The organism is Flammeovirga sp. MY04 (assembly GCF_001682195.2).
Classification (GTDB): Bacteria; Bacteroidota; Bacteroidia; order Cytophagales; family Flammeovirgaceae; genus Flammeovirga; species Flammeovirga yaeyamensis.
Map to the genome: position 1 here is coordinate 3,529,296 of NZ_CP003560.2, position 24,382 is coordinate 3,553,677.

The following is a 24,382-nucleotide window of genomic DNA, read 5'->3' on the forward strand; positions in this document are numbered from 1 at the left end:
TTATGATAGGCTTTTTTAATCTTATTCATATTGAAGAGCAAAATTATCTATTTCTAATATACTACCTGCTGCACCTGTAAAATCATCTCCTAAAGCACTTGCAGAATATACTATAATTATATGAGTCGGAAACTCTGAAGCATCTGCAAAACCAGTTTCAACTTCATCTTCATATTGATTTAAACCTGTGTAAGAAGGTGCATTTTCGGGTAGTTCTCCATAGTGAATATCCAGTTTCAAATTTGTCCAATCAGACACCGTCTCACCACTTCTATGCCATGCTGTTCCTAATCTCAATCTCGTTCCATCATCTTTACGAACTTGAAGCAATACATAAATATCACACTCGTCATTTCCAGTTGAAGGTTGACTATTTACTCTATAATCAGTTCCAGGAGTATATTTATAATCCACAGAAAATGAAATTGGCTTACTTCCAAAATTTCTACCAAAGTTGATGTTCTTTCTTGGGTTATTAAGATCTAAACTACCATCAGTAAATTTCCCAGAAAAAACACTCGCAGCCGATAAGACTTCTATTAGTGGGGGAAGACCTGTAATTTTAGTTTCCATGTGAATATATTGACCAGTAGGTCCATCCGCTGGATTAACTAAAATTTGACCTCCAGTATTTGATCCTCTATTAGGAGTATCCCAATATTGTGCACCTGTTGACTCACTCCCTGGACCAGGTTGTTGATATGAACCTACAGTATACCATTCCTCATAATCAGCATTTGGTATTTCATCATTTTGAGCTTCCGCGATTACTTTCCAATTCTGAATTGAGCCATCTTCAGCCGTTACAACATAAGTTACTGTATCTCTAAAATCTTGTTTCTCTCCAACTCCGGGTTTAATAGTAGCCAAACTAGATAGTTTAATTTCAGTTGGAGCTAAGTTCGATCGATCAGCAGTTTTATTTACTGGAACTATTATTAATGAATTTACTGAGTCTATTTCTGAAGGAGAACCCGTTTGATCTTCTAAAGAAAAGATAATAATTTGATTTTCATTTAGTAAACCAAAATAATCCCAATCTATACAAGATGTAAACACAACTACCATAGCAGTGAACATCAAATAATTTAATTTTTTCATATCTCTAGAAATAATAAGCTACAGCAAGTTTAATTTGTAATAAATTGACTTTAAAGTCTAAGTCAAAATCAGTTCTTTGTGATTCTTCTGTGTAATTTTTAACTGATTTACTATGGTCCATTTCTAATCCTAATAGACCCACTGAAGCTTCAAAAGCAAAACCATCAGTAATAAATGCGGCTAAACCGGGTTGAATACCTATACCTAATGTAATTCGATCAGTCTTTACTTTATCAGTTTCTTCATTAGCTTCTGTTTGTTTTAAACTTGTTCCAAAACCAACTTGTAAAGCTGTCTGATTAAAAATACTAAACCTTCTATTCTTTGATAACGGAATATAATTTCTGATATATGGTGCAATGTAATATCCCTGACCCACTGATTTCAAATGAGTTCTTATATTATTAGCAGTATAGATTTCATCTTTTTCTTGACGGTTGTAAGAAAATTCAACCCCCACCATAAAAAAGTCTTTAATGAAATAACCACCTTGAGTACCTATTTCAAAGCTTCCATTGTCTTGTGAATGTAGCTGCCTAATAAATTGGTCTTCATCTGTAGCATTACTAGATGACACTTGAACTGTTAAAGAGGTATACCATTGTCCTCTATTTTCATTAGCATTAAAATCTAACAACCTTGGGTCTGCATCAGAAGTCGAACTTTCTTGTGCCCAAAGGAAACCTCCAAAAAAGAGTAATAAGATTGTAAAAAGTAGTTTTTTCATGAATGATTGTAAAAAGAGTAAGTATAAATCCGAGTTCAACGAACTCCGATGATCAGGTTTTACAAAATAGTTTTTGAAGAGAAATAAAACCTAATACAATTAGATATAATTTAAGATAGTAAATATCTATCTTCTTCTAGGTCTTTCTTGAGTATAAATTGGGAATAAAGGTATTCTATATAATAATCGATATTGAAAATTAAGTCTAGAACGATCATCTTTATTGAAATACCAACCAGGGATATCATTTTTAGTAATTGCAGTATCAGGAAAGTCTTTTTTGATATTGTAGGCAAAACCGAAGTCGGCAGTTAGGCCTTTCCATAAAGCTAAACGTAAACTGACTACAAACTCAAACCAATCCACATTCACATTTTTCTCTGTTAAACTTTTTAAGGTTGCCCCTTCATCCCAATAGCCATTTCCTGTACTGTAGTAATCTGCTGATTGATCGAATCTAGAATTCGCATATTTCAAACCAATAGACAAACCACTATCTACAGAAGCACGACGCATTAGGTTATATTCAATTCCAAAACGATAAAAATTTCCTACAGATTGATAGTTAAAAACATTAGTTTCTACACTACTTCTTGTTCTATCCATATAACCGTATTCTGCAGTAATATACCACATGTTACGAATCATAACATCTCCATAAAAAGTATAGGCAGTCATTCCTTCATCTGTTAATGAAGTGACAAGTGGTCTTAAATCTGTTCCTAATCGGATACCTGATAAAACAAAGTAACCAGATCCTTTCGGTTGACCTTTCTTATTTAAAGGCCAATCGATAACCGTCGTATCTTGCTCTACTAAAGCAGAATCAGCTGCCTGATCTGCGGCATCAATATCATCATCTAACGTTTGTGCAAATCCTTCGATATTGAATAAACACATCATCAAGATGAAAATAAATGAATATGTATTTCTAATTAAATAACTTAACATTCGGGAAATCAGGATTAGTGTTTACTGTCTTTCTATCAACTTCCATTCTTTGGAAAATAGAATCTATAGGAAAGACAAAGTTATCTCCTTCTACATTATTACTTACCAAAGTTACCGAACCTGTACCATTTGTAAAAATACATCCGGTTTCATCATCATTTATTACGGTAGAATTATTAAATCTTACTTTTAATTCCTGAGTAATCGTGTTCGGGTCACTATCATCTTCACCTATTCTAAACTCAAATACAGTGGTAGTATCAGATTCTAATGGTAAATTAATTGTACTAAACTTATCTGCATCAGTGTAAATAGGATCTGAATCTCTACCTTTAACATGTATAGAGGTAAACTGTAACTCTCTCGGATTATTCGTTTTTATATCATAAAAAGTAACAATCAAATTTCTACTAGCTGTTTTAATATCAGCATCGCATATATCAATTAAAAATTGAATATTTTCATTGATAGTATCGGCCGATACCGTATTATTTACCACTACAACAGAATCGAACAATGCTCCTTGTACTCCACTATACGACGATTGACCGGGTTGAGAAGGATCTCTTGATACTCCTAAACCAGTAAACTGCTCAAAAGCACCACAATCAGGACCATTCACTTTTACTGATGTCGAATAATCAATATAAGTTGTATCCGCCAACCCTGAAGTTATAAACGAAAACCCAGTCTGACGCTCAGTTACTTTCAACGGCAATAAAATCTTTTGATTTGATAACTGAGGAATATTTGCTCCCCCAATACCATTAATCGACTCAAAAGTAATATTTACTGCTGTTGTCGGATTATTTTTATCATAAAAAGCCCCTAATGCATATGATGATGGATTAGAAAAGGCGTCACAATCTCTACAAGAAGGTGTTACTAAAAAAATAAATAGAGGTAAAAAAGATAATACATACCTCTTCAAATTGTTTTTAAAGTTCATAGAACAAAGTTAAAAGTCATTTCTCAATAAAAAAGGATTTATTGAGGTTAACTTTTCGATAAAATCAAAAAGATAGAAACATTAAGATACTGTCTCTTCTTCTTATGACACTTATAGTCCTCTTTTGGACGTTTCAATTCTGATAAACTCAGGTAAATAATTCGGCGTACATCCTTTTGGCGCCTTCTCCTCTTTATATAACCCAATAGTTTCTCCAATAGAAATACAACGATCTCTATATTCTTTTTCGTAGATACCAATCCATGCTGCAGTAAAGTTCATAGCCCATTGCACTTCAGGAGGTTCGTTTAGTATATCAGCTTCTAATTTATCTATTAACTCTTTAGAATTTGGAGGTGGCGTTTTTCCTGTCCATCTCAATCTTGCTTGATAATACCAGAATAATCTTCTCTGCAATGCCGAAGGACTATTTTCCCAAGATTCCATCAACCCAATCAGCTTTTTATTTTTGGTTAATTGATTCGCCATCAACCAATCAATCATTTGTGTTTTTTCCTTTTGAGGATGTTGTTCTTGTATGTCCTTATCTAACTGATTAATGACCTCTTGATCCAATTTTGCCTTATCGAATATCAAAATAGCTAATTGACGTGGAAAGAATTCCGGAATTGTCCATAATTCCAACGCCATTTCATGGTCTTTCTTTATCTCCTTTGCCAACTTTTTGATATCACCCAATTTGGTCGTATCTGAATTAATTTGATCGTAAATCGATTGTGTTTTTTCTGATAACTTCATTTTATAAATATATCATTTATAAAATAAAAAAGAGCACTCCGAAGAATGCTCCTTTTATAACTTTCAAATTATATATTATGGCTATATTATTTCAATAACTCATAGATACCTGCGACACCTTGACCTCCACCTACACAGGCAGTGACCATTCCGTATTTCTGATTACGACGACGCATCTCATTAAATAATTGAACAGATAGCTTGGCACCTGTACAACCTAGAGGGTGACCTAAAGCAATCGCTCCTCCATTCACATTAATTATGTTTGGATCGATATCAATGTTTTTGATTACAGCAAGAGATTGAGCAGCAAAGGCTTCGTTCAATTCTACCTGCTCGATATCAGATGCTTTTAGACCCGCTTGTGCTAATGCTCTTGGAATAGCTTCCACAGGACCAATACCCATGATTCTTGGATCTACCCCTGCCGATGCATAAGATACCATTCTAGCAATTGGCTCCAGCTTTAACTCTTTCACCAAACGCTCAGACATCACCATCACAAAAGCAGCACCATCTGATGTTTGTGAAGAGTTACCTGCAGTTACTTGACCACCTTGTTTGAAGGCAGGTTTTAATCTACTTAAACCAGAAACATCCGATGGACGAGGTCCTTCATCTGTATCTACTACAAACTCTCTTGTCTTTTTGCGATCTCCTTCCAAATACGTTTCTTTCACAGTAATTGGAACGATCTCGTCTTTAAATTTACCTTCCTTGATCGCTGCCAAAGCTTTTTCGTGTGATTTTACTGCAAACTCATCTGCTTCATCACGATCAATTCCGTATTCTTTTGCTACTTCCTCAGCCGTCAATCCCATGTTCAAGTAGTATTGAGGTGTTTCTGTAGCTATCTTATAGTTTAATCCCGTTTTGTATCCCATCATTGGTACCATCGACATCGATTCTGTACCTCCTGCAATAATACAATCGGCCATACCTGCTCTAATTTTAGCAGTCGCCATGGAGATTGTTTCCACACCAGAACCACAGTAACGGTTTACTGTAACACCCGGCACTTTTAAATTATCTGGAGCAAATGCCAATAACGAAATCATTCTCGCCATTTGCATACCTTGTTCTGCTTCTGGAATCGCACAACCTACAATTAGGTCGTCGATTCTTGTTGGATCCAAAGCGGGAACACTTTGGACTAGATGTTGGATAACATCTGCTGCTAAATCGTCAGGACGTGTGAATCGAAATCCCCCTTTTTTCGCCTTGCCGATCGCTGTTCTATAACCTGCTACGATATAAGCTTCCATTGTCTTTTAATTAATGATCTGTGGTTAATTTTTGATGATGAATTAAATTAGTTTCTTAAAGGTTTACCCTTGAAAATAATACTCTGGATACGCTCCAATGTTTTCTTTTCACCCGATAAACTTAAGAATGCCTCACGCTCTAAGTCCAGTAAATACTGCTCAGACACATAAGTTGGTGATGATAAATCGCCACCATTAATTACATAATTTAGCTTTCTAGCAATCTTTGCATCATGCTCTGAAGCCCAATTTGCATACTCCATTCCAGCAATACCTGCTTCGAATAAAGCCATGCCACCACGACCTTGTACTTTAATATCTTTACGCTGATTTTTCTCTACATAACCAAGAGCGGATAACTCTAATACTCTTGTTTTAGCATCTGCAATCACACGTTTACGGTTAAGCGTTATTCTCGATGCTTCGTTCATGAAGCCCATGTCTCTCATCTCTTCTGCTGAAGTCGCTACTTTAGCAGTCGCAATGCTCATAAATGCATCTTGAAGACGGTTGTACTCTGGGTCACCCGATTTTAAGTGATCCGATACACGAAGTGCCATTTCTTTGGTACCTCCACCGGCTGGAATTAAACCAACACCAACTTCTACTAGACCCATATACGTTTCGGCGTGTGCTTGTACAGCATCACAATGCATCGAAAGCTCACATCCACCACCTAGTGCCAAGCCAGAAGTGGCCGCAACAACAGGTACAGAAGAATAACGTGCTCTCATCATTGTTTTCTGGAATTGAGCAATCATCAAGTTGATTTCATCGTATTCCTGATCACAAGCAAACATAAATAACATGGCAAGGTTAGCACCTGCTGAGAAATTCGCAGATTCGTTACCAATCACAACACCTTTCCATCCTTGATCTTCAGCGATAGAAATTGCTGTATTGATACCTTCCAAGTTTTCTTGTCCAAGGGCATTCATTTTGGTATGGAACTCTAAGTTCAATACGCCATCTCCAATATCAAATAGTGTTGCTCCTGGGTTGCTCCAAACTACATTTTCTTCTCTAAGTGTTTCTAACATCACTAGAGACTCAGTACCTGGAACCACTTTATATGATTTCGTAGGGATATCGTAATAATATCTCTGACGTCCTTCATTTTTATAGAAAGAAGTATGACCTGCATCAAGCATTTCGTACACCCACGCAGCAGGCTTTTCTCCAGCTGCTTCCATTTTTTCTACAGTATCTTTTACTCCAAGAATATCCCATGTTTCAAATGGACCTAATTCCCAAGCAAAACCTGCAGCTACCGCTTCATCAATTCTGAATAACTCATCCGCAATTTCTGGAATACGGTTCGAGCAGTAACGGAATACATCAAAGAATGTTTTACGGTAGAAATCTCCCGCTTTATCCTCAAAATTTAAAAGAATTGGAAGACGCTTTCTTAGGTTATCGATATCCTTCACCGCCTCTAAAGCTTTAAACTTCGCTCTAGTTTTTGGTTGATATTCGAAGGTTTCAAGATTCAATTCAAGAATGACTTTCTTACCTTTCTCGTCTTTTGTCTTTTTGTAATAACCTTGCCTAGTCTTATCGCCATACCATTGTCTATCGTTCAATTCGCTAACGATTTTAGGTAATACGAAACGTTCTTTTGATTCATCTTCTGGCAAACCTGCATGCAAGTTATTCGATACCTTAACCATAGTATCCAAACCAACGACATCACTGGTACGGAATGTTGCCGATTTTGCTCTACCAATAATAGGACCTGTAAGTTTGTCTACCTCACCAACAGATAATCCCATTTCTTGGATGGTATGCATACCCGACATAATTGCGTAAACACCAATACGGTTGGCAATAAATGCAGGTGTATCTTTACATAAAACAGTTTCTTTACCTAATTGAACATCACCATAGTTCATCAAGAAATCGACTACATCTTGATCTGTTGATGGGCCTGGAATGATTTCCAATAATCTTAGGTAACGCGGAGGGTTAAAGAAGTGAGTACCACAGAAGTTTTTCACAAAATCTTCACTTCTGCCTTCACACATAAATTTCATCGGGATACCCGAAGTATTTGATGTGATCAGTGTACCTGGCTTTCTGTATTTTTCAACTTCCTCGAATACTTTCTTTTTGATATCCAAGTTTTCCACAACTACTTCGATGGTCCAATCACACGATGCGATTTTAGACATATCGTCTGTAAAGTTACCTGTGGTAATAAGTCTTTCTACTCCTTTTTTGTATACAGGAGCCGGTTTTGATTTTAAAGCTGTTTTAAGAGCATCGTTTACTATTTTATTACGAAAAGCTTTGCTTTCCATAGTAAGCCCTTTGGCTGCTTCAGCCTCTGATAATTCTCTAGGTACGATATCTAATAATAGAACTTCGACACCTACATTCGCAAAGTGACATGCGATACGCGACCCCATAACTCCGGAGCCAAGTACTGCTACTTTCCTGATAGTTCTTTTCTTCATCGGTTTACCGATTTGTGTTGTTTATTTATGTGTATTCAAAATTGAATCGAGATAGATAGTATCATATTATTTGTTGAGATTGTCTTCTGTGATACCGTATTCTTTTAAACGGTCTCTAATCTCATCAAACATATGATTTTTAGGGTCTTTAATGACATCATTAATTTGATCCATCACATGAAAAAAAACGCCTAATTCGTCTAAGGAAACTTTCTCTTCTACTCTTCTCTGAAAAACCTTTACCGTCTGTTTCGACATTTCGCGTTTGGCTTGTCCGTAATCAGTCAACTTGATAATCACCTTACGTTTGTCGTGTTTATCAGGTATTCTAACTATTAAACCTTTTTCTTCGAAATTTTTAAGCATTCTGGTCAAACTCCTTGCTTCCATACCCATCAAAGGAGCAATTTTGGTCGCAGGTGTTCCTTCTACCGGATCAATATTCAACAATACGAAACCTATAGAATGGGAAATATCATAAGGTGCACCTAATAGGTTATACATCTTAGAAATTCCTAACCAAGTGGCTTTGATACTTAAGTCGACCGACTGCTTCTTTTTTTCAGATCTGCGCAATCCCTCCATGCTTTCATTTTTACTTTTGTGATGTATTGTTTGGTGTGTGTGTTTGTCAAATATAGAAATAAAAGGTATGCAAGCATAACATTTTTAGATAAAATATTAAATCTTATTTAGAATTTACCCTTCAGATATAAAATTTTCATGATTTTAAGTTTAAAATTTCCTTATCCAAACCTCTCTTTACATTCATGTTTAAACTATTTGGTTACATTTGTGTTTCGATATTTTGTGACAACAATTATCCCTATTATCTTTCAAAAAAGATTTCTTAAAGAAGCATGAAAGAACTCGCTTTCTTAAATAAATACATTATTCGATATGGTTTTAGGCTGACCCTTGGGATCATCTTCATGATCATATCAAACATTTTTGCCATTGCACCTGCACAAGTTGTACGTTACGCTCTTGATCTAGTTATTGATACTTTCAAGACACAAGAGCTATTGAAAGGATCTGCAGAACATACTGTTTTTGTAGATGATTTCTTCCAAACAGTACTTCTTTATGGAGGAATTATTGTTTTGATGGCCCTTATGAGAGGCGTATTCTTATTTCTTGTTCGTCAGACTATCATTGTGATGTCGCGTTTGATAGAATACGATTTGAAAAATGATATCTTCGAGCATTATCAAAAACTCTCTTTGAGCTTTTATAGAAAGAATAATACAGGTGATTTGATGGCAAGAATCTCTGAAGATGTAAGTAAAGTGAGAATGTATTTAGGACCTGCTATCATGTACTCTATCAACATGATCATTTCCTTTATTCTGACGATTGGTATTATGTTAAGTATCAATGTTCATCTTACTTTTTGGGCTTTATTTCCACTTCCTCTTTTATCAATTAGTATTTACTTCGTCAATAATATCATCAATAAGAAGTCTGAATTGATACAGCAACAGTTGTCGTCGATGTCGACTTTTGTACAAGAAGCTTTCTCTGGAATTCGAGTGATTAAGGCTTTTGTAAGGGAAAACGAATCGCTCTCACAATTTGATGAAAACGCTACAGAATACCAGAACAGACAATTAGAGCTAGCCAAAGTGAACTCGATGTTCTACCCTTTGATGTTATTCCTCATCGGTCTATCGACTATCCTTACGGTATATGTAGGTGGTATTGAAGTAGAGAAAGGTACGATCACTGCGGGTGTTATTGCCGAATTTATCATGTATGTTACTTTACTTACTTGGCCTGTCACCTCTTTAGGTTGGGTAACTAGTATTGTGCAACGAGCAGCCGCCTCTCAGAAAAGAATTAATGAGTTTTTAAACGAAACTCCAGATATAGTTTCTACCTCTTCAGAAAAGAAAGACATTAAAGGTAATCTAAAATTCGATAAAGTTTCTTTGGTCTATCCTGACTCTGGAATTAAAGCTTTAGATGAATTATCTTTTGAGATTGAATCAGGTAAAACATTAGCGATTCTAGGCACTACAGGTTCTGGTAAGAGTACTGTAGCCAACCTAATTTCTCGTCTTTACGATCCTTCATCAGGTACTATTTATATTGATGGAGAAGATCTGAAAGGGTATAATCTTCAAGATATCAGATCACAGATTAATATGGCTCCTCAAGATGTCTTCCTATTTTCTAATAGTTTAAGAAATAATATCTCTTTTGCTAAGACAGATGCGACAGAAGAAGATATCATTCAAGCTACAAAAGACGCTGGACTTTATGAAAATATCGTTCAGATGGACAAAGGCTTGGATACTTTAGTGGGCGAACGTGGTATTACGTTATCTGGTGGTCAAAAACAAAGAACGACGATTGCTAGAGCGATCTTAGGGAATCCTAAAATTTTAGTATTAGACGATAGTCTTTCTGCGGTAGATACGAAAACTGAAAACCTAATTTTAAATAATCTACAGAGGGTAATGAAGAATAAAACTTCTGTAATCATCTCTCACAGAGTTTCTTCTGCAAAATTGGCTGATAAAATAATTGTGCTTCATGAAGGCAAAATTATTGAAGAAGGTACTCATAATGAACTTCTTGAGAAAAAGGGTCATTATAATACCTTATTCGAACAGCAATCTAAAGGGAATAATTTGTAAACATTATTCAATAACTTTTGTATTTTTACCCTCTAGCGTAAGTTTCTTCAATCATTTTATTGATTTAAAATAAAAAATTCTAGAACTTCTCTATTCATCTGACAATTAAAAGTGACGTCAATAAATTATCAAGATAACAATCAACCCCAAATAAATGAAAAAGATTTAAAGTTGCTTTTTGATCAATATTTCGAAAGTATTCGAAGTTTCATTTATTATAAATTAGGCGATATCGATGCAGCAGAAGATATCGCACAGGAAGCGTATATCAAATTTTGGGAAGCGCGTGAAAAGGTGATCAAAGAAACAGCTAAAACTTACTTATATACGATTGCGAATAATCTTGCGATGAATTACATCAAGCATAATAAAGTGGTGTTACAATTCGAGCAAAAACAAAATAAGAAAGACGGAGAAACAGAAACCAATCCAGAATTTAAGATGGAATTGAATGAGTTTCAACATTCATTGGAGGAAACCATTAATCAGTTGCCAGATAAAAGTAAAGAAGTTTTTTTAATGAATCGTATGGAAGGTTTGACCTATGCGGAAATAAGCGATAGATTAGATGTAAGCATTAAGGCCATAGAAAAAAGAATGAGTAAAGCCCTAAGCATTTTAAGATCAAACCTTAAAATAAATATATAATTCGTATTGCAACCGATTTATATCCAATTCATTGCCATTTTTCTAAATAAACCTTTTTCAAGCACATCAATTTTAAATTAAGAGAACATTATCTTACAATTAATTCGGTATTTTTTTTAGTTTTGCCGTTTAAGGGTATTTCTCTTAATTAAGATGAAGAAATATTTTATACTAAAATAAACTTACAAAATGATCAATCTTGTATTATTTGGCCCTCCGGGTGCTGGTAAAGGTACGCAAAGTGATAAAATCAAAGCGAAGTACGAATTGACTCACCTTTCTACTGGTGATTTACTTCGTGGTGAAATCGCAGCGGGTACTCCACTTGGGCTAAAAGCAAAAGAATTGATGGACCAAGGTCAATTAGTTCCTGATGAAGTAGTTATTGGTATGATCGACTCTAAGATCAAAGAATTTAAAACTGGTAACGGTTTTATCTTTGATGGTTTCCCTCGTACTGTAGCTCAAGCAGAAGCTTTAGACCAATTAATGGCAAGCAATGACATCGCTATTTCTGGTATGGTTGCTTTAGAGGTGGATGAAGAAGAGTTGACAAAACGTATCTTAAAACGTGGTGAGACTTCTGGTCGTACAGATGATCAAAACGAAGATTTGATCCGTAACCGTGTACAGGAGTACAATAACAAAACTGCTCCTGTAGCGAACTTCTACGAAGGTCAAGGTAAATTCAAATCAATTAACGGTGTAGGTACTATCGAAGAAATCTTCGAAAATGCTTGTACTGCAATTGAATCTTTATAGTCTATAATTATACATTATAGAGACAAAAAGCATGAGGCTGGTCCTCGTGCTTTTTTTATGCTCAAAATCTCCGGGTATTAAAAAGATGTTAATAATGTATAGTTTAAAAAAATACATTGTCTAACTTTGCGGTTCGGCTGATATTTAAGCATCAAGTTTATAACTATCAACCACTTATTTATCAAGTAATTAAGATACAGATATGGCATCATCAAATTTTATAGATTACGTTAAAGTCTTTGTCCGCTCTGGTGCAGGAGGAGCAGGTGCGGTTTCTTTCCGTAGAGAAAAGCACGTTCCAAAAGGTGGACCTGATGGAGGAGATGGTGGTCGTGGTGGTCATATCATCTTAAAAGCAGATAAGCAGCACTGGACATTACTTCACCTAAAATACCGTAAACATATTCACGGTTTTAATGGTGTTAGCGGTAGTGGTACAGGTAAAAGTGGTGCTGATGGTGAAGATATTATCCTTCCTGTTCCTCTAGGTACAATTGCCAAAGATGCAGAAACAGGTGAAAAAATCTGTGAGCTGACAGAACCTGGTCAAGAAGTGATCTTGATGAAAGGTGGTAAAGGTGGTTTGGGTAACCGTAATTTCAAAACGGCAACCAACCAAACTCCTAGATACGCCCAACCTGGAGAAGAATGCGAGGAAGCTTGGGTAATTCTTGAGCTTAAAGTACTTGCTGATGTTGGTTTGGTAGGATTCCCTAACGCAGGTAAATCTACTTTACTTTCTGTTCTTTCTGCTGCAAAACCAGAAATTGCAGATTATCCTTTTACAACCATGGTTCCTAACCTTGGTGTAATTCCTTACCACGATAACAAATCGTTTATCATGGCCGATATCCCTGGTATTATCGAAGGAGCTGCAGAAGGAAAAGGGTTGGGTATTCGTTTCTTACGTCATATCGAAAGAAACTCGGTACTATTATTTATGGTCCCTGCCGACAGTGAAGACGTGGCTAAGGATTACGAAATCTTAGTCAACGAGTTGACAAAATATAACCCTGAGTTATTGGACAAAAACCGTCTTCTTGCCATCACTAAGAGCGATATGCTAGACGATGAACTAGAAGTTCTTATCAAAGAGACATTACCTGAAGGAGTTCCTTATGTGTTTATCTCATCAGTCATTCAAAAAGGTATTCCTCAATTAAAAGATCTACTTTGGGAAGCTATCAACGAAGGTGTTGAAGAAGAGGAAGAAGATTTTGTAGAAGAAGATTACGATCAACCATTAAACGACTACAATCCATATCAAGATAATATTGATTTGGAAAATGAGGCGGACGACTAAGGTTGACCTAAAAATATTTTGAGGAGGTTTTGATATCAAAGCCTCCTTTTTTTGTATAAACAAAAACCTCAACAATTAAATGTTGAGGCTTTGATTGATAAGTTTGGGTTAATTAAGTCTGTGTCCAAAGTTTGAGATGAAAATTCTAGCAAATTATACTTTAGTTTAACCAAGCATTCAGCATCCAAACGGTTTTCTCTTGCTCACTAATTAGTTCCGAAATTAGTGCAGCTGTACCTTCGTCTTCAGCGTCTCCTGCTTGTGATAAAATTTGTCTTTCAATCTTAAGTAATATCGCTAGATTATTTCTCACTAATTCTACTGATGATTGATCGTCTACAATATTTTTACCTTGCTTAATTTCCGATGCTTCAATATAATCAGAAAATGTATGCAATGGTTGTTCTCCTAATGTCAAAATTCTTTCGGCAATCTCGTCTACTCTATCATTTGCCCCTGTATATAATTCTTCGAATTTAGAGTGTAATTCAAAGAAATTTTTACCTTGAATATTCCAGTGTAAACCTCTTAAATTTTGATAGTACAACTGAAAATTAGCTAATAAAGTATTTAATGAACCTGCTAATGATCTTGCAGTTGTCACTTCTAATCCGATTGCGTTGATGTTTATTGTTTCCATTTTTGTATTTGTTTTTGATTGATAACATTACAAAGGTGAGGAAAGTAATTGATAGATGGAAATTATAATTTTCTATATCAACATAAGGTTTAGTTATACATCTGTTTTTTTGATAATGGAAGAAGATTGAGGTAGTAGGTAGCAGGTAGCAGGTAGCAGGTAGCAGGTAGCAGGTAGCAGGTAGCAGGTAGCAAAATTAACGCTCGTTTTTAAGTAAGAAGTAAGAGGGAAGAAGTAATACTGGCGCAAATGTTAAGCGATAGCGACATTTGTGCCTATAAACGTTAGAGGTCTCCCGACCTCGTTACACGAACCGGTTGATTAGACTTATGGATAAACAAACAGCCACATCATATATTAATAATGTGGCTGTTTGATTTATTTTTGACGATAGTTCACTACCCTTACAAAGGCTTCATCTGATCCGGCGTCACAATCGCAAAAATAGTCGCATATTCAAATGCTACTTCTTTGAAACGTTGAAAACGACCTGATGCTCCACTGTGACCTGCATCCATATTTGTTTTAAGGAAGATGTAGTTATCACTAGTGTTTTCGATTCTTAGTTTGGCCGCCCATTTTGTAGGTTCCCAATATTGAACCTGAGAATCGTGCAAACCTGAAGTAATCAATAAGTGTGGATAACTTTTCTTCTCTACTTGATCATATGGTGAGTACGATAACATGTAATCATAATACTCCTTATCGTTTGGATTACCCCACTCATCATATTCTCCCGTGGTTAATGGAATAGATTCATCCAGCATTGTGGTTACTACATCAACGAATGGTACGTCTGCAATGACTAATTTGTATAAATCTGGCCGAGCGTTAACCACAGCACCCATTAATAATCCTCCGGCTGATCCGCCATTGACTACAAATTTATCGGCTGATGTATATTTCTGATCTATCAAATATTCTGAACAAGCGATGAAATCATCAAATGTGTTTTTCTTTTTGAGAAGCTTGCCGTCCTCGTACCAAGCACGACCCAAGTCTTCACCACCTCGAATATGTGCAATAGCATAGGCATACCCTCTTTCCATCAAACTAATTCTTGATGGTGAAAAGGCAACATCATAAGAAATACCATAAGATCCATAACCAGTCATGTATAAAGGATGTTCACCATTTAATTTAAATCCTTTTTTGTAGACTACTGAGATCGGCACTTTTACTCCATCTTTGGCTGTAGCGTATAAACGTTTTGCTTCGTAATCGTTCGGGTCGAATTTACCCACTACTTTCTGTTGCTTTAAAAGTACTTTTGAGCGATCGATCATATTGTAATCGTACTCAGAGTAAGGAGTAGTTAAAGAATTGTAGCCGTAACGAAGGATATCAGTATTAAAATCTGGGTTGGCACTTGTCCATGCAGAATAGGTTTCTTCGCCAAAATCTAAATAATGCTCAGATCCATCTTCCCATTTAATAATTCTTATATGTACTAGGCCATCCCTTCTTTCCTCTACAACATAGAAGTTTTTGAAGATGTCCAAGCCTTCGATCATTGTATCGTTACGATGAGCAATGACCTCTTCCCAGTTTTCTTTATTTGTGGTATCTACATTTTCGGCAACTTTCATTAAACGGAAGTTCTTTGCTTCCCAGTTGGTCACTACATAAAATGCTCCATTGAAATGAGAGATACTGTATTCGTGTTTTCTCTCTCTTGGAAGAAACGCTTTGAATTCACCTGTAGGATTATCTGCTTTCAGAATTCTTGTCTCTGTGGTTAAAGTAGAACCCGATTCAATTGCTAAATATTCTCTCGACTTTGTTCTCCTCACACCAATCCAGAAAGTATCGTCGTTTTCTTCGTATACAACTACATCATCAGATTGTGGAGTACCTAGTGTATGTCTCCAAACTTTATCTGGACGTAGCGTTTCTTTATCTTGAGTGGTATAGAAAAGTGTTTTACCATCGGCAGCCCATACGGCATCACCTGTGGTTTCTTCTAAAACGTCTTCTAAAATTTCGTTGGTATCGATGTTTTTAAATCGAACAGTATAAATTCTTCTACCTACTACATCTTCAGAATAAGCCAAAAGATTTTGATCCTCTCCGACTGTCATTCCTCCGATCTTGTAATAGCCTTGATCTTTAGCATGATCGTTGGCGTTCAACATCACTTCCTCCTCTGCTTCCAAGCTACCTTTCTTACGGCAATACAAAGGATACTCTCCACCTTCTATATAACGCACATAGTAAAAGTAATCTCTGGCTTTATAAGGAACACTTTCATCTTTTTCTTGAATACGTCCTTTCAGTTCCTGAAATAAATCTTCTTCGAACTGTTTATGTTCAGACATCACATCGTCTATATACTTATTCTCTGCATTGAGGTAATCAATTACTTCTTGATTTTCTCTATCACGCATCCAATAATAAGGGTCAGTACGTTTATCTCCGTGTTTCTCTAGCACTTTTGGTTCACGTCGTGCAATAGGCGGTGTGATATTGTTTTTCATCTTTTTCTGTTTTAGAGAAACAAAATTAACTTATTCGATGAAACCACTCTAAAATATTTAAAGGAATTATCACATTATCTAATGATAATTAAACTAATTCTGAAGTTTTTACTTCAAAACGCAACCCAATTAATGAATGTAAACACAAAGTGTTCGGATATGAGTAACAATGTGTTCAACCCGTTGAAATAGCGTTCGATATCGAACGGTGTTTTTGAGCCGGAAAAATATTTTCAACACATAACTAACTGATTTAGTCTTAGTTATATTTTTTTGGCATCAACTTGGAATAATAGATAGTGTGTCAAATTAATTTTTAAAATACTTAAATACTAAATACAATTATGAAACAGTTTATCATCACTCTATCATTCTTATTATCATTAAGTTTAGCTTCTTTTGCCAATACAAACGATTTGGAATTACCCACTGAAGAAAGTTCAGCAAAGTTAGTTAAAATGGTTCAAGGAGCTGACAAATCAGATTACGAAACATATACAAAAGCAGCTGAGTTTGCTATTAACTGGAACGCCGATTTAGAAATGGCTAAAGGTTGGATTGATCATGCTTTAAGTATCAATGAAAATAGTAAATCAGTTGAAGTTTTAGGTGATTATTATGTTAGAGTTGGTCAACCTGAAAAAGCTAGAGACGCTTACTTTAAGGCATTAGAATTAGGTTTACACTCAGTAGATCAAAAAGATATAGATAGACTACAAAGAAAAGTTCTTGTGTATGCAAGACAATATAAATAGTCGAAAAAATAATATAGTAGAAAAATAAGCATAACAGTTTTGAAAGGCCAAGGGAAATTTTCTCTTGGCTTTTTTGTGGTCTTCAAAATGATAACTATCTTCGATAAGTACGATTCTAATTACTATTCTCATGCGCGAAGACTTTTTACATTTTGTATGGCAATACAAATATTTCCAACAATCTGACATATACACCACTCAAGGTGAATCTATTACCATTAAATTTCCAGGATACCATAACCATAATGCTGGTCCCGATTTTTTAGATGCGGTCATTATCATTAACTCTATTGAATGGCACGGTCATGTCGAAATTCATCATAAAGCTTCTGAATGGTATCAACATCATCATGAAAATGACTTGAAATATGACAATGTTATTCTTCATGTAGTCTATGAAAATGATGTTGATGTATTTCATCAAGATAAAACCACTATCCCTTCCTTAGTTTTGAATGGAATTTTGAAGACCAATATTTTAATCAATTACGAACACCTTTTACATACGAATCATTCTATCGCATGTAAAGAAAACATTGATGATGTCCCAAGAATAAAGCGTATGCAAATGTTGGACAGAGTGTTAGTGGATAGAATAGAAAGGAAAGCTCAGTTTATTTTATCATTACTTGATGAAAAAGAAAGAGATTGGGAAGAAACCACTTATAGTTTCTTTGCTCAATATTTAGGAATGAAAGTCAACAACACACCCCTAAAGCAATTATCTGATATTATCCCTGCCAAATTATTACGATTAAACGCTCACTTACCAATTACCAACGAAGCACTTCTTTTTGGGGCTGCAGGTTTTCTTCAATCCACATCAAGTGATCTTTACGAGCAGAAATTGTACAAAGAGTTTCGATTTCTTCAGCATAAATACAATTTGGGAGATAAAGAGATGAAACAACATCAATGGAATTTCTTAAGACTTCGACCTGCCAACTTCCCTAGTATAAGAATTGCTCAATTAAGTAGAATCATGACAGAAATACCTCATTTATGTTCTGCTTTTCTACATGTCCAAAATAAAGCTTCATTTTATAGATTAATGGATATCCCAACTTCCTCTTATTGGAATTCGCATTATCGGTTTGGGGTAGAATCGAAGTCAAAACAAGAAAAAAAAATAGGAAAAAAGACTTTAGACTCTATACTGATCAATGTAATAGTACCACTACAATTTGCTTATGGTATCGACAAAGGGAACGATCAATATAAAGAAAAAGCAATTGATTTATTAGAATCTATCTCCGCTGAGCATAATAAGATTACTAAAGTTTTTAAAGAACTCGGTCTAAACATAAGAACAGCTTTAGACTCTCAAGCGTTTATAGAATTATATAATAACTATTGTGCAGATAAAAAATGCATGGAATGTGGAATTGGACATCATGTTTTGAATCAGAAAACCACATTAAAAGTGAAAGAAATTGAAAAACATTCATAATAAACGATTTTATCATATGATCATTTATTCATGAATCGTATATTTGTATTCTATTAATTATCAGAATAAATATGGAATACGATAAGGCAGAAAAGGCAGCTTTTATTTTAAAAACAATTGCCCATCCCGTAAGACTTAGAATACTAGAACTATTAGATTGTAATAATCGATTGTCTGTAAGTGAGATTTGTGAAAAGTTGAACTGTGAGCAATCACTTACTTCACATCATCTTTCTAATATGAAATTGAAGGGTATTTTATCTTCTCAAAGAGAAGGAAAGAACATTTTCTATTCTTTAAAAGAAAAGGCGGTGTTGAACATCATGTCTTGTTTAGAGGACTGTGAGTGCAATATGGGCTAATTGATTATAAGTCTACTGAATAATAGAAATACAATCCTCCTCCGTCTCCGTGACGATTAAATGAATATTCGAACTTAAGCACTGAACTGTAAAAAGTGACAAAGTCGATACCAAAACCATAACCCAAAAGTGGTGTATTTGTAAATCGAGCATTTGTTGGATCTACTCCATTGAAACGAGCATAACCTGTATCAATGTAGCCTTTCACTAAAACATCTATAGGTACTCTTTTTATATGTTTTGATCGGATGATATTCTGAAAACTCAATGAAGTAGAGAATGCTCTTAATCGAAGTTCATTCTTTAAAACACCTGCATTCTGACCTTCAATAACATAATTATCGTATCCTCTCACTAACATATTTCCATATCCTAAAGCACGCATTTGATTATAAGGCACTAATTCAGGGAACCCTAATTTACCTGCAAATCCAATAGAATAATAGAATCGATTGGCTTGTTTAATATTCCAAAATTTCCAAGTTGACCATTGAAGATTCAAAGTATTAAGATCATCAAAAATGCCTAAACCCACTTTTTCTAATCCGAATTGTAAGTAATATCCGTTCAGAGGATAGCTAGTAATATCCCTTTTATCTCGAGTATAGGTATATTTCATAGTGAAATACCTCAACTCTGTTCGGCCATCAAGGAAGAAATCTGGATTTAATACGGCAATAGTATCATTTACTTTATCGTAAGTGAAACCAAAATTAAGATTATGATGATCGTAAAACCCGTATCGTTTACCAAAGTTTACTTGTCCATTCCAAGAACGTCTTTGTACTTCAGTATCATTTTCGTATTCCACGAATTTATTCTCTTCAGTTTTATAAGCAACAGTCGTTTCCTCTTTGTAACTCGTTCTGAAGGATAAACTCGTCTTTTGTTTTTTATCAATATAAGGAAAGGAATATCCTAATGTAAATTGTCTTGAGAACCCTAATTTGATTAATAGATGAAGCGTTTCATTACGTCCTCTCATGTTTTTCTGCTTGAAATCGAGGCCATATTGAATTCTTCCCAGGTCAGCATCTCTATTATTCCACCATTCGTTAAAACTTCTATCTGCTAACTCGATAAGAGGAACAGGCCAAGTATACCAACGTTCTACCATGATAAAGTCCACATTTAAGGTATCTTTTCCTTGTTGTGTGACCAAAACATCAACAGATTCGAATAACTGAGTGTTGAAAACTTTATTTCTTTCTGTGGTAATATAGTCTTTTATCCCTTTTTTAGGCACTAAAGACCCGTCGCGTATATCAAGTTCTCTGGTAATAATTTTTGGGTGTGTTTTTTTATTACCAATAAATGATATCTTATTAATTCTTACATAACCTACAGTATCTTCTTCATATTGATCTAGCCCAGTCAATAGTAAATCATTTTGGGCATAAGTATCTACCGACCAACACATTAATAATGCATTGATCATAAAAAGAAAACTGAGTTTATTTATTTTAAATCTATATGTATTTCTCTGTTTATTTCTCACAAGGCTTGTTAAAAAAATCAAGCATTTACATGTTCGACTAAGATTGTTGCTTTATTTATAGAAAAGCACAATTTGTCGATTATATTTGTTAAACGAATGCTACACCAATACAAAATCGGATATGCAATATATATTCTTTTATTGTCTTGATGAACCATTTGATTGAATTTCAAAATTAAATTTTAATTTATTATTAAAGGAGCTGTAAAAATATCCGAAATGTTCAGCTACAATAGCGTAAAAAGAATAAGTACCATCGTCTGTATTATCAGTTGGGTGCTACTTCTTTTCATAGGCGTACAAGAACAATATTTAACGGATGAACAAATTCCTCATGCTCCTTTCCCTTCTTTTGTGAAAGGTTTAATTTTAAATGTGTGGATCATTACCACCTATTTTAATATTTGGATCTTTTTTCAACCCAAAGAAAGGGATTTCCAAGGATTGCTCTGGCAAATATTTGTCGTTGCTTTGCTCTCCACCTTACTCTCTATGGGAGTAAATATTCTGTTAACGTGGCTTAGAGACGATTTAGAATACAATCTACCCGTCCTATATGCCATATTTTTCCATGTGGAGTTTACCTTACTGATGACTTTGCTGATCAGTACCTTTGTAACTTGGAAAAAGCTCATCTTGTTTGAACAGACACGCTTTACCCACTATACGTGGCTTTTGTTCGAAATATTTTTAGGTATTACCATGGTGGCTCACTTCTTTAGAATTGGGACCATAGATGTTTATTTTAAGATCCCAAGTATTTTCCTTACACTTTGGATTTTAATGATATCAGTGAATGTAAGATGGGTACCTCACTTAAATTTCCAACAGAAAATTCAAGGAATATTTAAGTTAGGCTTTATCATATTAGCATTAAGTTATTTTGTTGCCAGTTTAAAATTCTATTTCTACGAGCAATCCCTAGTTTCTGATGATATCGTCAAGAACTTATTCCCGCTTACATTATTAATTTTTGTATTTGTTTATGCAGCCTCATCTACCTTGTTTATGTTGTTTAGTTTACCAACATCAAGTGTATTCGAGAAAAAAGAACAAGAAATTTCTAGTTTCAGAAATTTAAGTTTGGCGGTAAGAGACGGAAAAAAAGAATCTGATGTATATAGAGTATTACTCAACAGTTCTTTAAAAAGTATTCAAGCTGATGCTGGGTGGATTATGAGTAATGACTACGAAGTAAAAGTAGTTACGGGTATCGATGAGGAGGATGTAAGACAAGTGCTTTCAGATCTAAGAAACGCCCCTTATAATGGAGGTGCTCCTCTTAAATTGAACTATCAACCTTATTTCAGAAAAGAGAACGCCAATAGAAATTACCGCTCTATCCTAGCGATACCAATTATTGTAGATCAGCAAGTAAGAGATTCTTTGATATTGGTTAAAAGACTACACAATTCCATCGATTCTGTAATGCAGTCTACGGTGAATACTTATGTGGCTCAAGCAGGAATTGCCCTTTTCAACCTCGACTTGCTTTCTAAAGCAGTAAAAAATGAGGTCTACAAAAACTCAATGCAAATTGCCAAACAAACGCAAGAAGCATTGATGCCGAAGAGTTTAGAAATCAACGAAAACATAGAAGTTTATGTAACTTGGGAACCTGCTATTGTGGTGGGAGGTGACTATTACGATATGCACCGACTCAATGACCATGAAGTAAGTTTTATTATTGCCGATGTTTCTGGTAAAGGACCTAAAGCTGCCTTTAATATGGCACAGATGAAGGGTATTTATCAGTCGTTAGCCAGAGAAGAAAGTATTAAACCCGATGAGTTCTTTACAAAAGCCAATGCTGCTTTAACAGGATGTATCCAAAGAGATACTTTCATTACAGCGACCTATTTGCATGTAAATACAGACGCAATGAAGGTGGACTTTGCAAGAGCAGGTCACTGTCCAACTTTATATTACGATACAGAAAAACAAGAAGCTCAATTCTTAGAAAATAGAGGTTTAGGTCTAGGTATTGTAAGAAACAACTCTTACAGTAAGTTTATCCATAACCATGAAATCAAATACAATCACGGCGATTTAATGATTTTATACACCGACGGAATTACTGAAGCTAGAAGTAAAAACGGTGTTGATGAGTATGGATATGAGCACATGAAAAAAATCATCGAAGAATATCACGAATTACCTTTAAAAGAGATTGCCAATAAGATCTTAGAAGACATTTATGGCTTTATGGGTAAAAAAGCCATGGACGATGATTTTACTCTATTATTAATCAGATTATAAAATCTCTGCCTACCTATTATAATTCCAATCAATTTTATCCTATTTTTTTGCCACACTGTATAAAGTATGCTGTATTTTTGTGGGCATTAAATCATCATTATGAAAGAACAAACAAATACTACAGAAAAAACTGTAAAATTTATTAGGCCTGAGTTATTCCGTGTAGGAGCTATTTTTGGTGTCATCGCATCTCTTTTATGCATTAGTTACACCTTATTACTATATGGTTTAGATTTCAATGCATTTGGTAAATGGAAGTACATCTATTTCCCTATTTACGGTTTAACCTTTGCTGGAGCTATGAGCTATTTCAGAATTAAACTGAACAATGGAAAAATGCAAGGACCACAAGGGGTAATCATTGGTATGACCTTAAACCTAATTGCCTCAACTATCTATGGTATTCTTCTTCAAGTGGTTTTAAGTACTGAGAAAATGGGACAAGAAATCATCGAAAGACATGCTACAGAATTGAAAATGATGATGGTAGAAGGGAAAGCTCAAATAATAGAAACATTAGGTGAAACGGAGTATAATGCACAAATAGAGAAATTAGGTCAATTATCTGCTGACACTTTGGCAGTAGATCAAGCAATTGGTATGCTTATGTTTGGTGTATTTGCAACCTTCTTATTTATGTTGATTACAAAACAAAAATAGATCATGTCTATAGCAGAAAATATAAAATCATATAATCAAAAGCTTGATGGTACAGACTGCAAATTGGTAGCGGTGAGTAAAACCAAACCCAATGAGTTATTACAAGAAGCTTACGATGCTGGACAACGTATCTTTGGTGAAAATAAAGTGCAAGAACTTGTAGAAAAAAGTGAAACACTTCCAAAAGATATTCAGTGGCACATGATCGGTCACCTACAGAGAAATAAGGTAAAATATATCGCCCCTTTTGTTTCTTTAATTCATTCTATTGATAGTCCTCGACTTTTAAAAGAAGTACAGAAACGTGCAGCTCAAAATGAGCGTACTATCGATGTGTTACTTCAAGTATTCATAGCAGAGGAAGAAACAAAGTTCGGTTTTGATAAAGAGGAATTGACTTCATTTTTGTCTTCGGATGAATTTAAGGAGATGACTAACGTGAGAGTGATTGGAGTGATGGGAATGGCAACGAATACGTCTGACCAAAATCAGGTAAGAAAAGAGTTTGCTTCTTTAAAATCACTTTTCGAAGAGTTAAAGAGCTCTTTCAATGCTCTTGATAATGTAGCATTATCAGAAATTTCGATGGGGATGAGTGGCGATTATCAAATTGCTGTAGAAGAAGGAAGTACAATGATAAGAGTGGGAAGTGCCATTTTTGGTGCCCGCAATTATGGTACAATGTAACCTTTGAATATTACAAATCGTTTTTATATCA

Annotated in this window: 21 protein-coding genes; 10 read left to right on the forward strand and 11 right to left on the reverse strand. The window is 35.0% G+C overall.

What is annotated here, in order from left to right:
- Nucleotides 1-21 precede the first annotated feature (21 nt).
- From MY04_RS14085 to MY04_RS14120, 8 genes are all read right to left on the reverse strand, one after another.
- Nucleotides 22-1,101: a PCMD domain-containing protein gene (locus MY04_RS14085; RefSeq protein ID WP_066210530.1), complete on the reverse strand. Its 1,080-nt coding sequence runs from the start codon at nucleotides 1,099-1,101 to the stop codon at nucleotides 22-24.
- Nucleotides 1,102-1,105: 4 nt separating this feature from the next.
- Nucleotides 1,106-1,828 carry an outer membrane beta-barrel protein gene (locus MY04_RS14090; protein ID WP_066210532.1) on the reverse strand — a complete coding sequence of 241 codons (723 nt, stop codon included), beginning with the start codon at nucleotides 1,826-1,828 and terminating at the stop codon, nucleotides 1,106-1,108.
- A gap of 126 nt (nucleotides 1,829-1,954) precedes the next feature.
- Entirely contained in the window at nucleotides 1,955-2,779 is an 825-nt protein-coding gene (locus MY04_RS14095; protein WP_066210533.1) for a DUF6048 family protein, read from the reverse strand.
- The gene (locus MY04_RS14100) at nucleotides 2,760-3,728 is read right to left on the reverse strand and encodes a DUF6452 family protein (protein WP_066210534.1); all 969 of its coding nucleotides are present in this window, start codon (nucleotides 3,726-3,728) and stop codon (nucleotides 2,760-2,762) included. Before MY04_RS14100 ends, MY04_RS14095 begins: the two co-directional genes overlap by 20 nt.
- A 111-nt stretch (nucleotides 3,729-3,839) precedes the next feature.
- Entirely contained in the window at nucleotides 3,840-4,487 is a 648-nt protein-coding gene (locus MY04_RS14105) for a DNA alkylation repair protein (protein WP_066210536.1), read from the reverse strand.
- An 86-nt stretch (nucleotides 4,488-4,573) separates the two neighbouring features.
- Nucleotides 4,574-5,752 carry an acetyl-CoA C-acyltransferase gene (locus MY04_RS14110; protein ID WP_066210538.1) on the reverse strand — a complete coding sequence of 393 codons (1,179 nt, stop codon included), beginning with the start codon at nucleotides 5,750-5,752 and terminating at the stop codon, nucleotides 4,574-4,576.
- 47 nt (nucleotides 5,753-5,799) lie between these two features.
- Nucleotides 5,800-8,208 (reverse strand): 3-hydroxyacyl-CoA dehydrogenase/enoyl-CoA hydratase family protein, encoded by a 2,409-nt coding sequence (locus MY04_RS14115; protein WP_066210540.1) that lies wholly within the window; start codon nucleotides 8,206-8,208, stop codon nucleotides 5,800-5,802.
- A gap of 66 nt (nucleotides 8,209-8,274) precedes the next feature.
- Entirely contained in the window at nucleotides 8,275-8,793 is a 519-nt protein-coding gene (locus MY04_RS14120) for a MarR family winged helix-turn-helix transcriptional regulator (RefSeq protein WP_066210543.1), read from the reverse strand.
- A 275-nt stretch (nucleotides 8,794-9,068) separates the two neighbouring features.
- Here MY04_RS14120 and MY04_RS14125 point away from each other — a divergent pair, with 275 nt between their 5' ends.
- The 4 genes from MY04_RS14125 to obgE all read left to right on the forward strand — a co-directional run bounded on the left by MY04_RS14125 (nucleotide 9,069) and on the right by obgE (nucleotide 13,563).
- Nucleotides 9,069-10,850: an ABC transporter ATP-binding protein gene (locus MY04_RS14125; protein WP_066210545.1), complete on the forward strand. Its 1,782-nt coding sequence runs from the start codon at nucleotides 9,069-9,071 to the stop codon at nucleotides 10,848-10,850.
- Nucleotides 10,851-10,961: 111 nt separating this feature from the next.
- The gene (locus MY04_RS14130) at nucleotides 10,962-11,498 is read left to right on the forward strand and encodes an RNA polymerase sigma factor (protein ID WP_236941075.1); all 537 of its coding nucleotides are present in this window, start codon (nucleotides 10,962-10,964) and stop codon (nucleotides 11,496-11,498) included.
- A 189-nt stretch (nucleotides 11,499-11,687) separates the two neighbouring features.
- Nucleotides 11,688-12,260 (forward strand): adenylate kinase, encoded by a 573-nt coding sequence (locus tag MY04_RS14135; RefSeq protein ID WP_066210548.1) that lies wholly within the window; start codon nucleotides 11,688-11,690, stop codon nucleotides 12,258-12,260.
- A 202-nt stretch (nucleotides 12,261-12,462) separates the two neighbouring features.
- On the forward strand, nucleotides 12,463-13,563 hold the full coding sequence (gene obgE / locus MY04_RS14140) for a GTPase ObgE (protein ID WP_066210551.1): 1,101 nt from the start codon (nucleotides 12,463-12,465) through the stop codon (nucleotides 13,561-13,563).
- 160 nt (nucleotides 13,564-13,723) lie between these two features.
- Here obgE and MY04_RS14145 read toward each other — a convergent pair whose 3' ends face one another.
- Nucleotides 13,724-14,203, reverse strand: a complete 480-nt coding sequence (locus tag MY04_RS14145) for a Dps family protein (RefSeq protein WP_205960477.1) — start codon at nucleotides 14,201-14,203, stop codon at nucleotides 13,724-13,726.
- A gap of 404 nt (nucleotides 14,204-14,607) precedes the next feature.
- Nucleotides 14,608-16,680 carry a S9 family peptidase gene (locus tag MY04_RS14150; RefSeq protein ID WP_066210552.1) on the reverse strand — a complete coding sequence of 691 codons (2,073 nt, stop codon included), beginning with the start codon at nucleotides 16,678-16,680 and terminating at the stop codon, nucleotides 14,608-14,610.
- A 344-nt stretch (nucleotides 16,681-17,024) separates the two neighbouring features.
- On the opposite strand from MY04_RS14150, the gene MY04_RS14155 reads away from it, so the two are divergent.
- From MY04_RS14155 to MY04_RS14165, 3 genes are all read left to right on the forward strand, one after another.
- Complete coding sequence (locus MY04_RS14155; RefSeq protein ID WP_066210555.1) at nucleotides 17,025-17,435, forward strand: hypothetical protein; 411 nt, start codon at nucleotides 17,025-17,027, stop codon at nucleotides 17,433-17,435.
- A gap of 130 nt (nucleotides 17,436-17,565) precedes the next feature.
- Nucleotides 17,566-18,885, forward strand: coding sequence for a DUF2851 family protein (locus MY04_RS14160; RefSeq protein WP_066210557.1), 1,320 nt, complete (start codon nucleotides 17,566-17,568; stop codon nucleotides 18,883-18,885).
- Between the two features lie 71 nt (nucleotides 18,886-18,956).
- Entirely contained in the window at nucleotides 18,957-19,247 is a 291-nt protein-coding gene (locus tag MY04_RS14165) for an ArsR/SmtB family transcription factor (protein ID WP_066210559.1), read from the forward strand.
- A 4-nt stretch (nucleotides 19,248-19,251) separates the two neighbouring features.
- On the opposite strand, the gene MY04_RS14170 is transcribed toward MY04_RS14165, so the two are convergent.
- Nucleotides 19,252-20,685 carry a BamA/TamA family outer membrane protein gene (locus tag MY04_RS14170; protein WP_066210561.1) on the reverse strand — a complete coding sequence of 478 codons (1,434 nt, stop codon included), beginning with the start codon at nucleotides 20,683-20,685 and terminating at the stop codon, nucleotides 19,252-19,254.
- Between the two features lie 279 nt (nucleotides 20,686-20,964).
- Here MY04_RS14170 and MY04_RS14175 point away from each other — a divergent pair, with 279 nt between their 5' ends.
- From MY04_RS14175 to MY04_RS14185, 3 genes are all read left to right on the forward strand, one after another.
- Nucleotides 20,965-23,004, forward strand: coding sequence for a PP2C family protein-serine/threonine phosphatase (locus MY04_RS14175; protein ID WP_066210563.1), 2,040 nt, complete (start codon nucleotides 20,965-20,967; stop codon nucleotides 23,002-23,004).
- Between the two features lie 99 nt (nucleotides 23,005-23,103).
- A complete protein-coding gene (locus MY04_RS14180; protein ID WP_066210566.1) occupies nucleotides 23,104-23,664 on the forward strand; it encodes a DUF4199 domain-containing protein in 561 nt (186 codons plus the stop codon).
- Nucleotides 23,665-23,667: 3 nt separating this feature from the next.
- Complete coding sequence (locus MY04_RS14185) at nucleotides 23,668-24,351, forward strand: YggS family pyridoxal phosphate-dependent enzyme (protein WP_066210568.1); 684 nt, start codon at nucleotides 23,668-23,670, stop codon at nucleotides 24,349-24,351.
- The last annotated feature ends 31 nt before the right edge of the window (nucleotides 24,352-24,382 follow it).

What these genes read in the sequence shown, in the direction of transcription:
- MY04_RS14085 (WP_066210530.1), bottom strand. Translation starts at nt 1,101, where the DNA reads ATGAAAAAATTAAATTATTTGATGTTCACTGCTATGGTAGTTGTGTTT.
- MY04_RS14090 (WP_066210532.1), bottom strand. Translation starts at nt 1,828, where the DNA reads ATGAAAAAACTACTTTTTACAATCTTATTACTCTTTTTTGGAGGTTTC.
- MY04_RS14095 (WP_066210533.1), bottom strand. Translation starts at nt 2,779, where the DNA reads ATGTTAAGTTATTTAATTAGAAATACATATTCATTTATTTTCATCTTG.
- MY04_RS14100 (WP_066210534.1), bottom strand. Translation starts at nt 3,728, where the DNA reads ATGAACTTTAAAAACAATTTGAAGAGGTATGTATTATCTTTTTTACCT.
- MY04_RS14105 (WP_066210536.1), bottom strand. Translation starts at nt 4,487, where the DNA reads ATGAAGTTATCAGAAAAAACACAATCGATTTACGATCAAATTAATTCA.
- MY04_RS14110 (WP_066210538.1), bottom strand. Translation starts at nt 5,752, where the DNA reads ATGGAAGCTTATATCGTAGCAGGTTATAGAACAGCGATCGGCAAGGCG.
- MY04_RS14115 (WP_066210540.1), bottom strand. Translation starts at nt 8,208, where the DNA reads ATGAAGAAAAGAACTATCAGGAAAGTAGCAGTACTTGGCTCCGGAGTT.
- MY04_RS14120 (WP_066210543.1), bottom strand. Translation starts at nt 8,793, where the DNA reads ATGGAGGGATTGCGCAGATCTGAAAAAAAGAAGCAGTCGGTCGACTTA.
- MY04_RS14125 (WP_066210545.1), top strand. Translation starts at nt 9,069, where the DNA reads ATGAAAGAACTCGCTTTCTTAAATAAATACATTATTCGATATGGTTTT.
- MY04_RS14135 (WP_066210548.1), top strand. Translation starts at nt 11,688, where the DNA reads ATGATCAATCTTGTATTATTTGGCCCTCCGGGTGCTGGTAAAGGTACG.
- obgE (WP_066210551.1), top strand. Translation starts at nt 12,463, where the DNA reads ATGGCATCATCAAATTTTATAGATTACGTTAAAGTCTTTGTCCGCTCT.
- MY04_RS14145 (WP_205960477.1), bottom strand. Translation starts at nt 14,203, where the DNA reads ATGGAAACAATAAACATCAACGCAATCGGATTAGAAGTGACAACTGCA.
- MY04_RS14150 (WP_066210552.1), bottom strand. Translation starts at nt 16,680, where the DNA reads ATGAAAAACAATATCACACCGCCTATTGCACGACGTGAACCAAAAGTG.
- MY04_RS14155 (WP_066210555.1), top strand. Translation starts at nt 17,025, where the DNA reads ATGAAACAGTTTATCATCACTCTATCATTCTTATTATCATTAAGTTTA.
- MY04_RS14160 (WP_066210557.1), top strand. Translation starts at nt 17,566, where the DNA reads ATGCGCGAAGACTTTTTACATTTTGTATGGCAATACAAATATTTCCAA.
- MY04_RS14165 (WP_066210559.1), top strand. Translation starts at nt 18,957, where the DNA reads ATGGAATACGATAAGGCAGAAAAGGCAGCTTTTATTTTAAAAACAATT.
- MY04_RS14170 (WP_066210561.1), bottom strand. Translation starts at nt 20,685, where the DNA reads ATGATCAATGCATTATTAATGTGTTGGTCGGTAGATACTTATGCCCAA.
- MY04_RS14175 (WP_066210563.1), top strand. Translation starts at nt 20,965, where the DNA reads ATGTTCAGCTACAATAGCGTAAAAAGAATAAGTACCATCGTCTGTATT.
- MY04_RS14180 (WP_066210566.1), top strand. Translation starts at nt 23,104, where the DNA reads ATGAAAGAACAAACAAATACTACAGAAAAAACTGTAAAATTTATTAGG.
- MY04_RS14185 (WP_066210568.1), top strand. Translation starts at nt 23,668, where the DNA reads ATGTCTATAGCAGAAAATATAAAATCATATAATCAAAAGCTTGATGGT.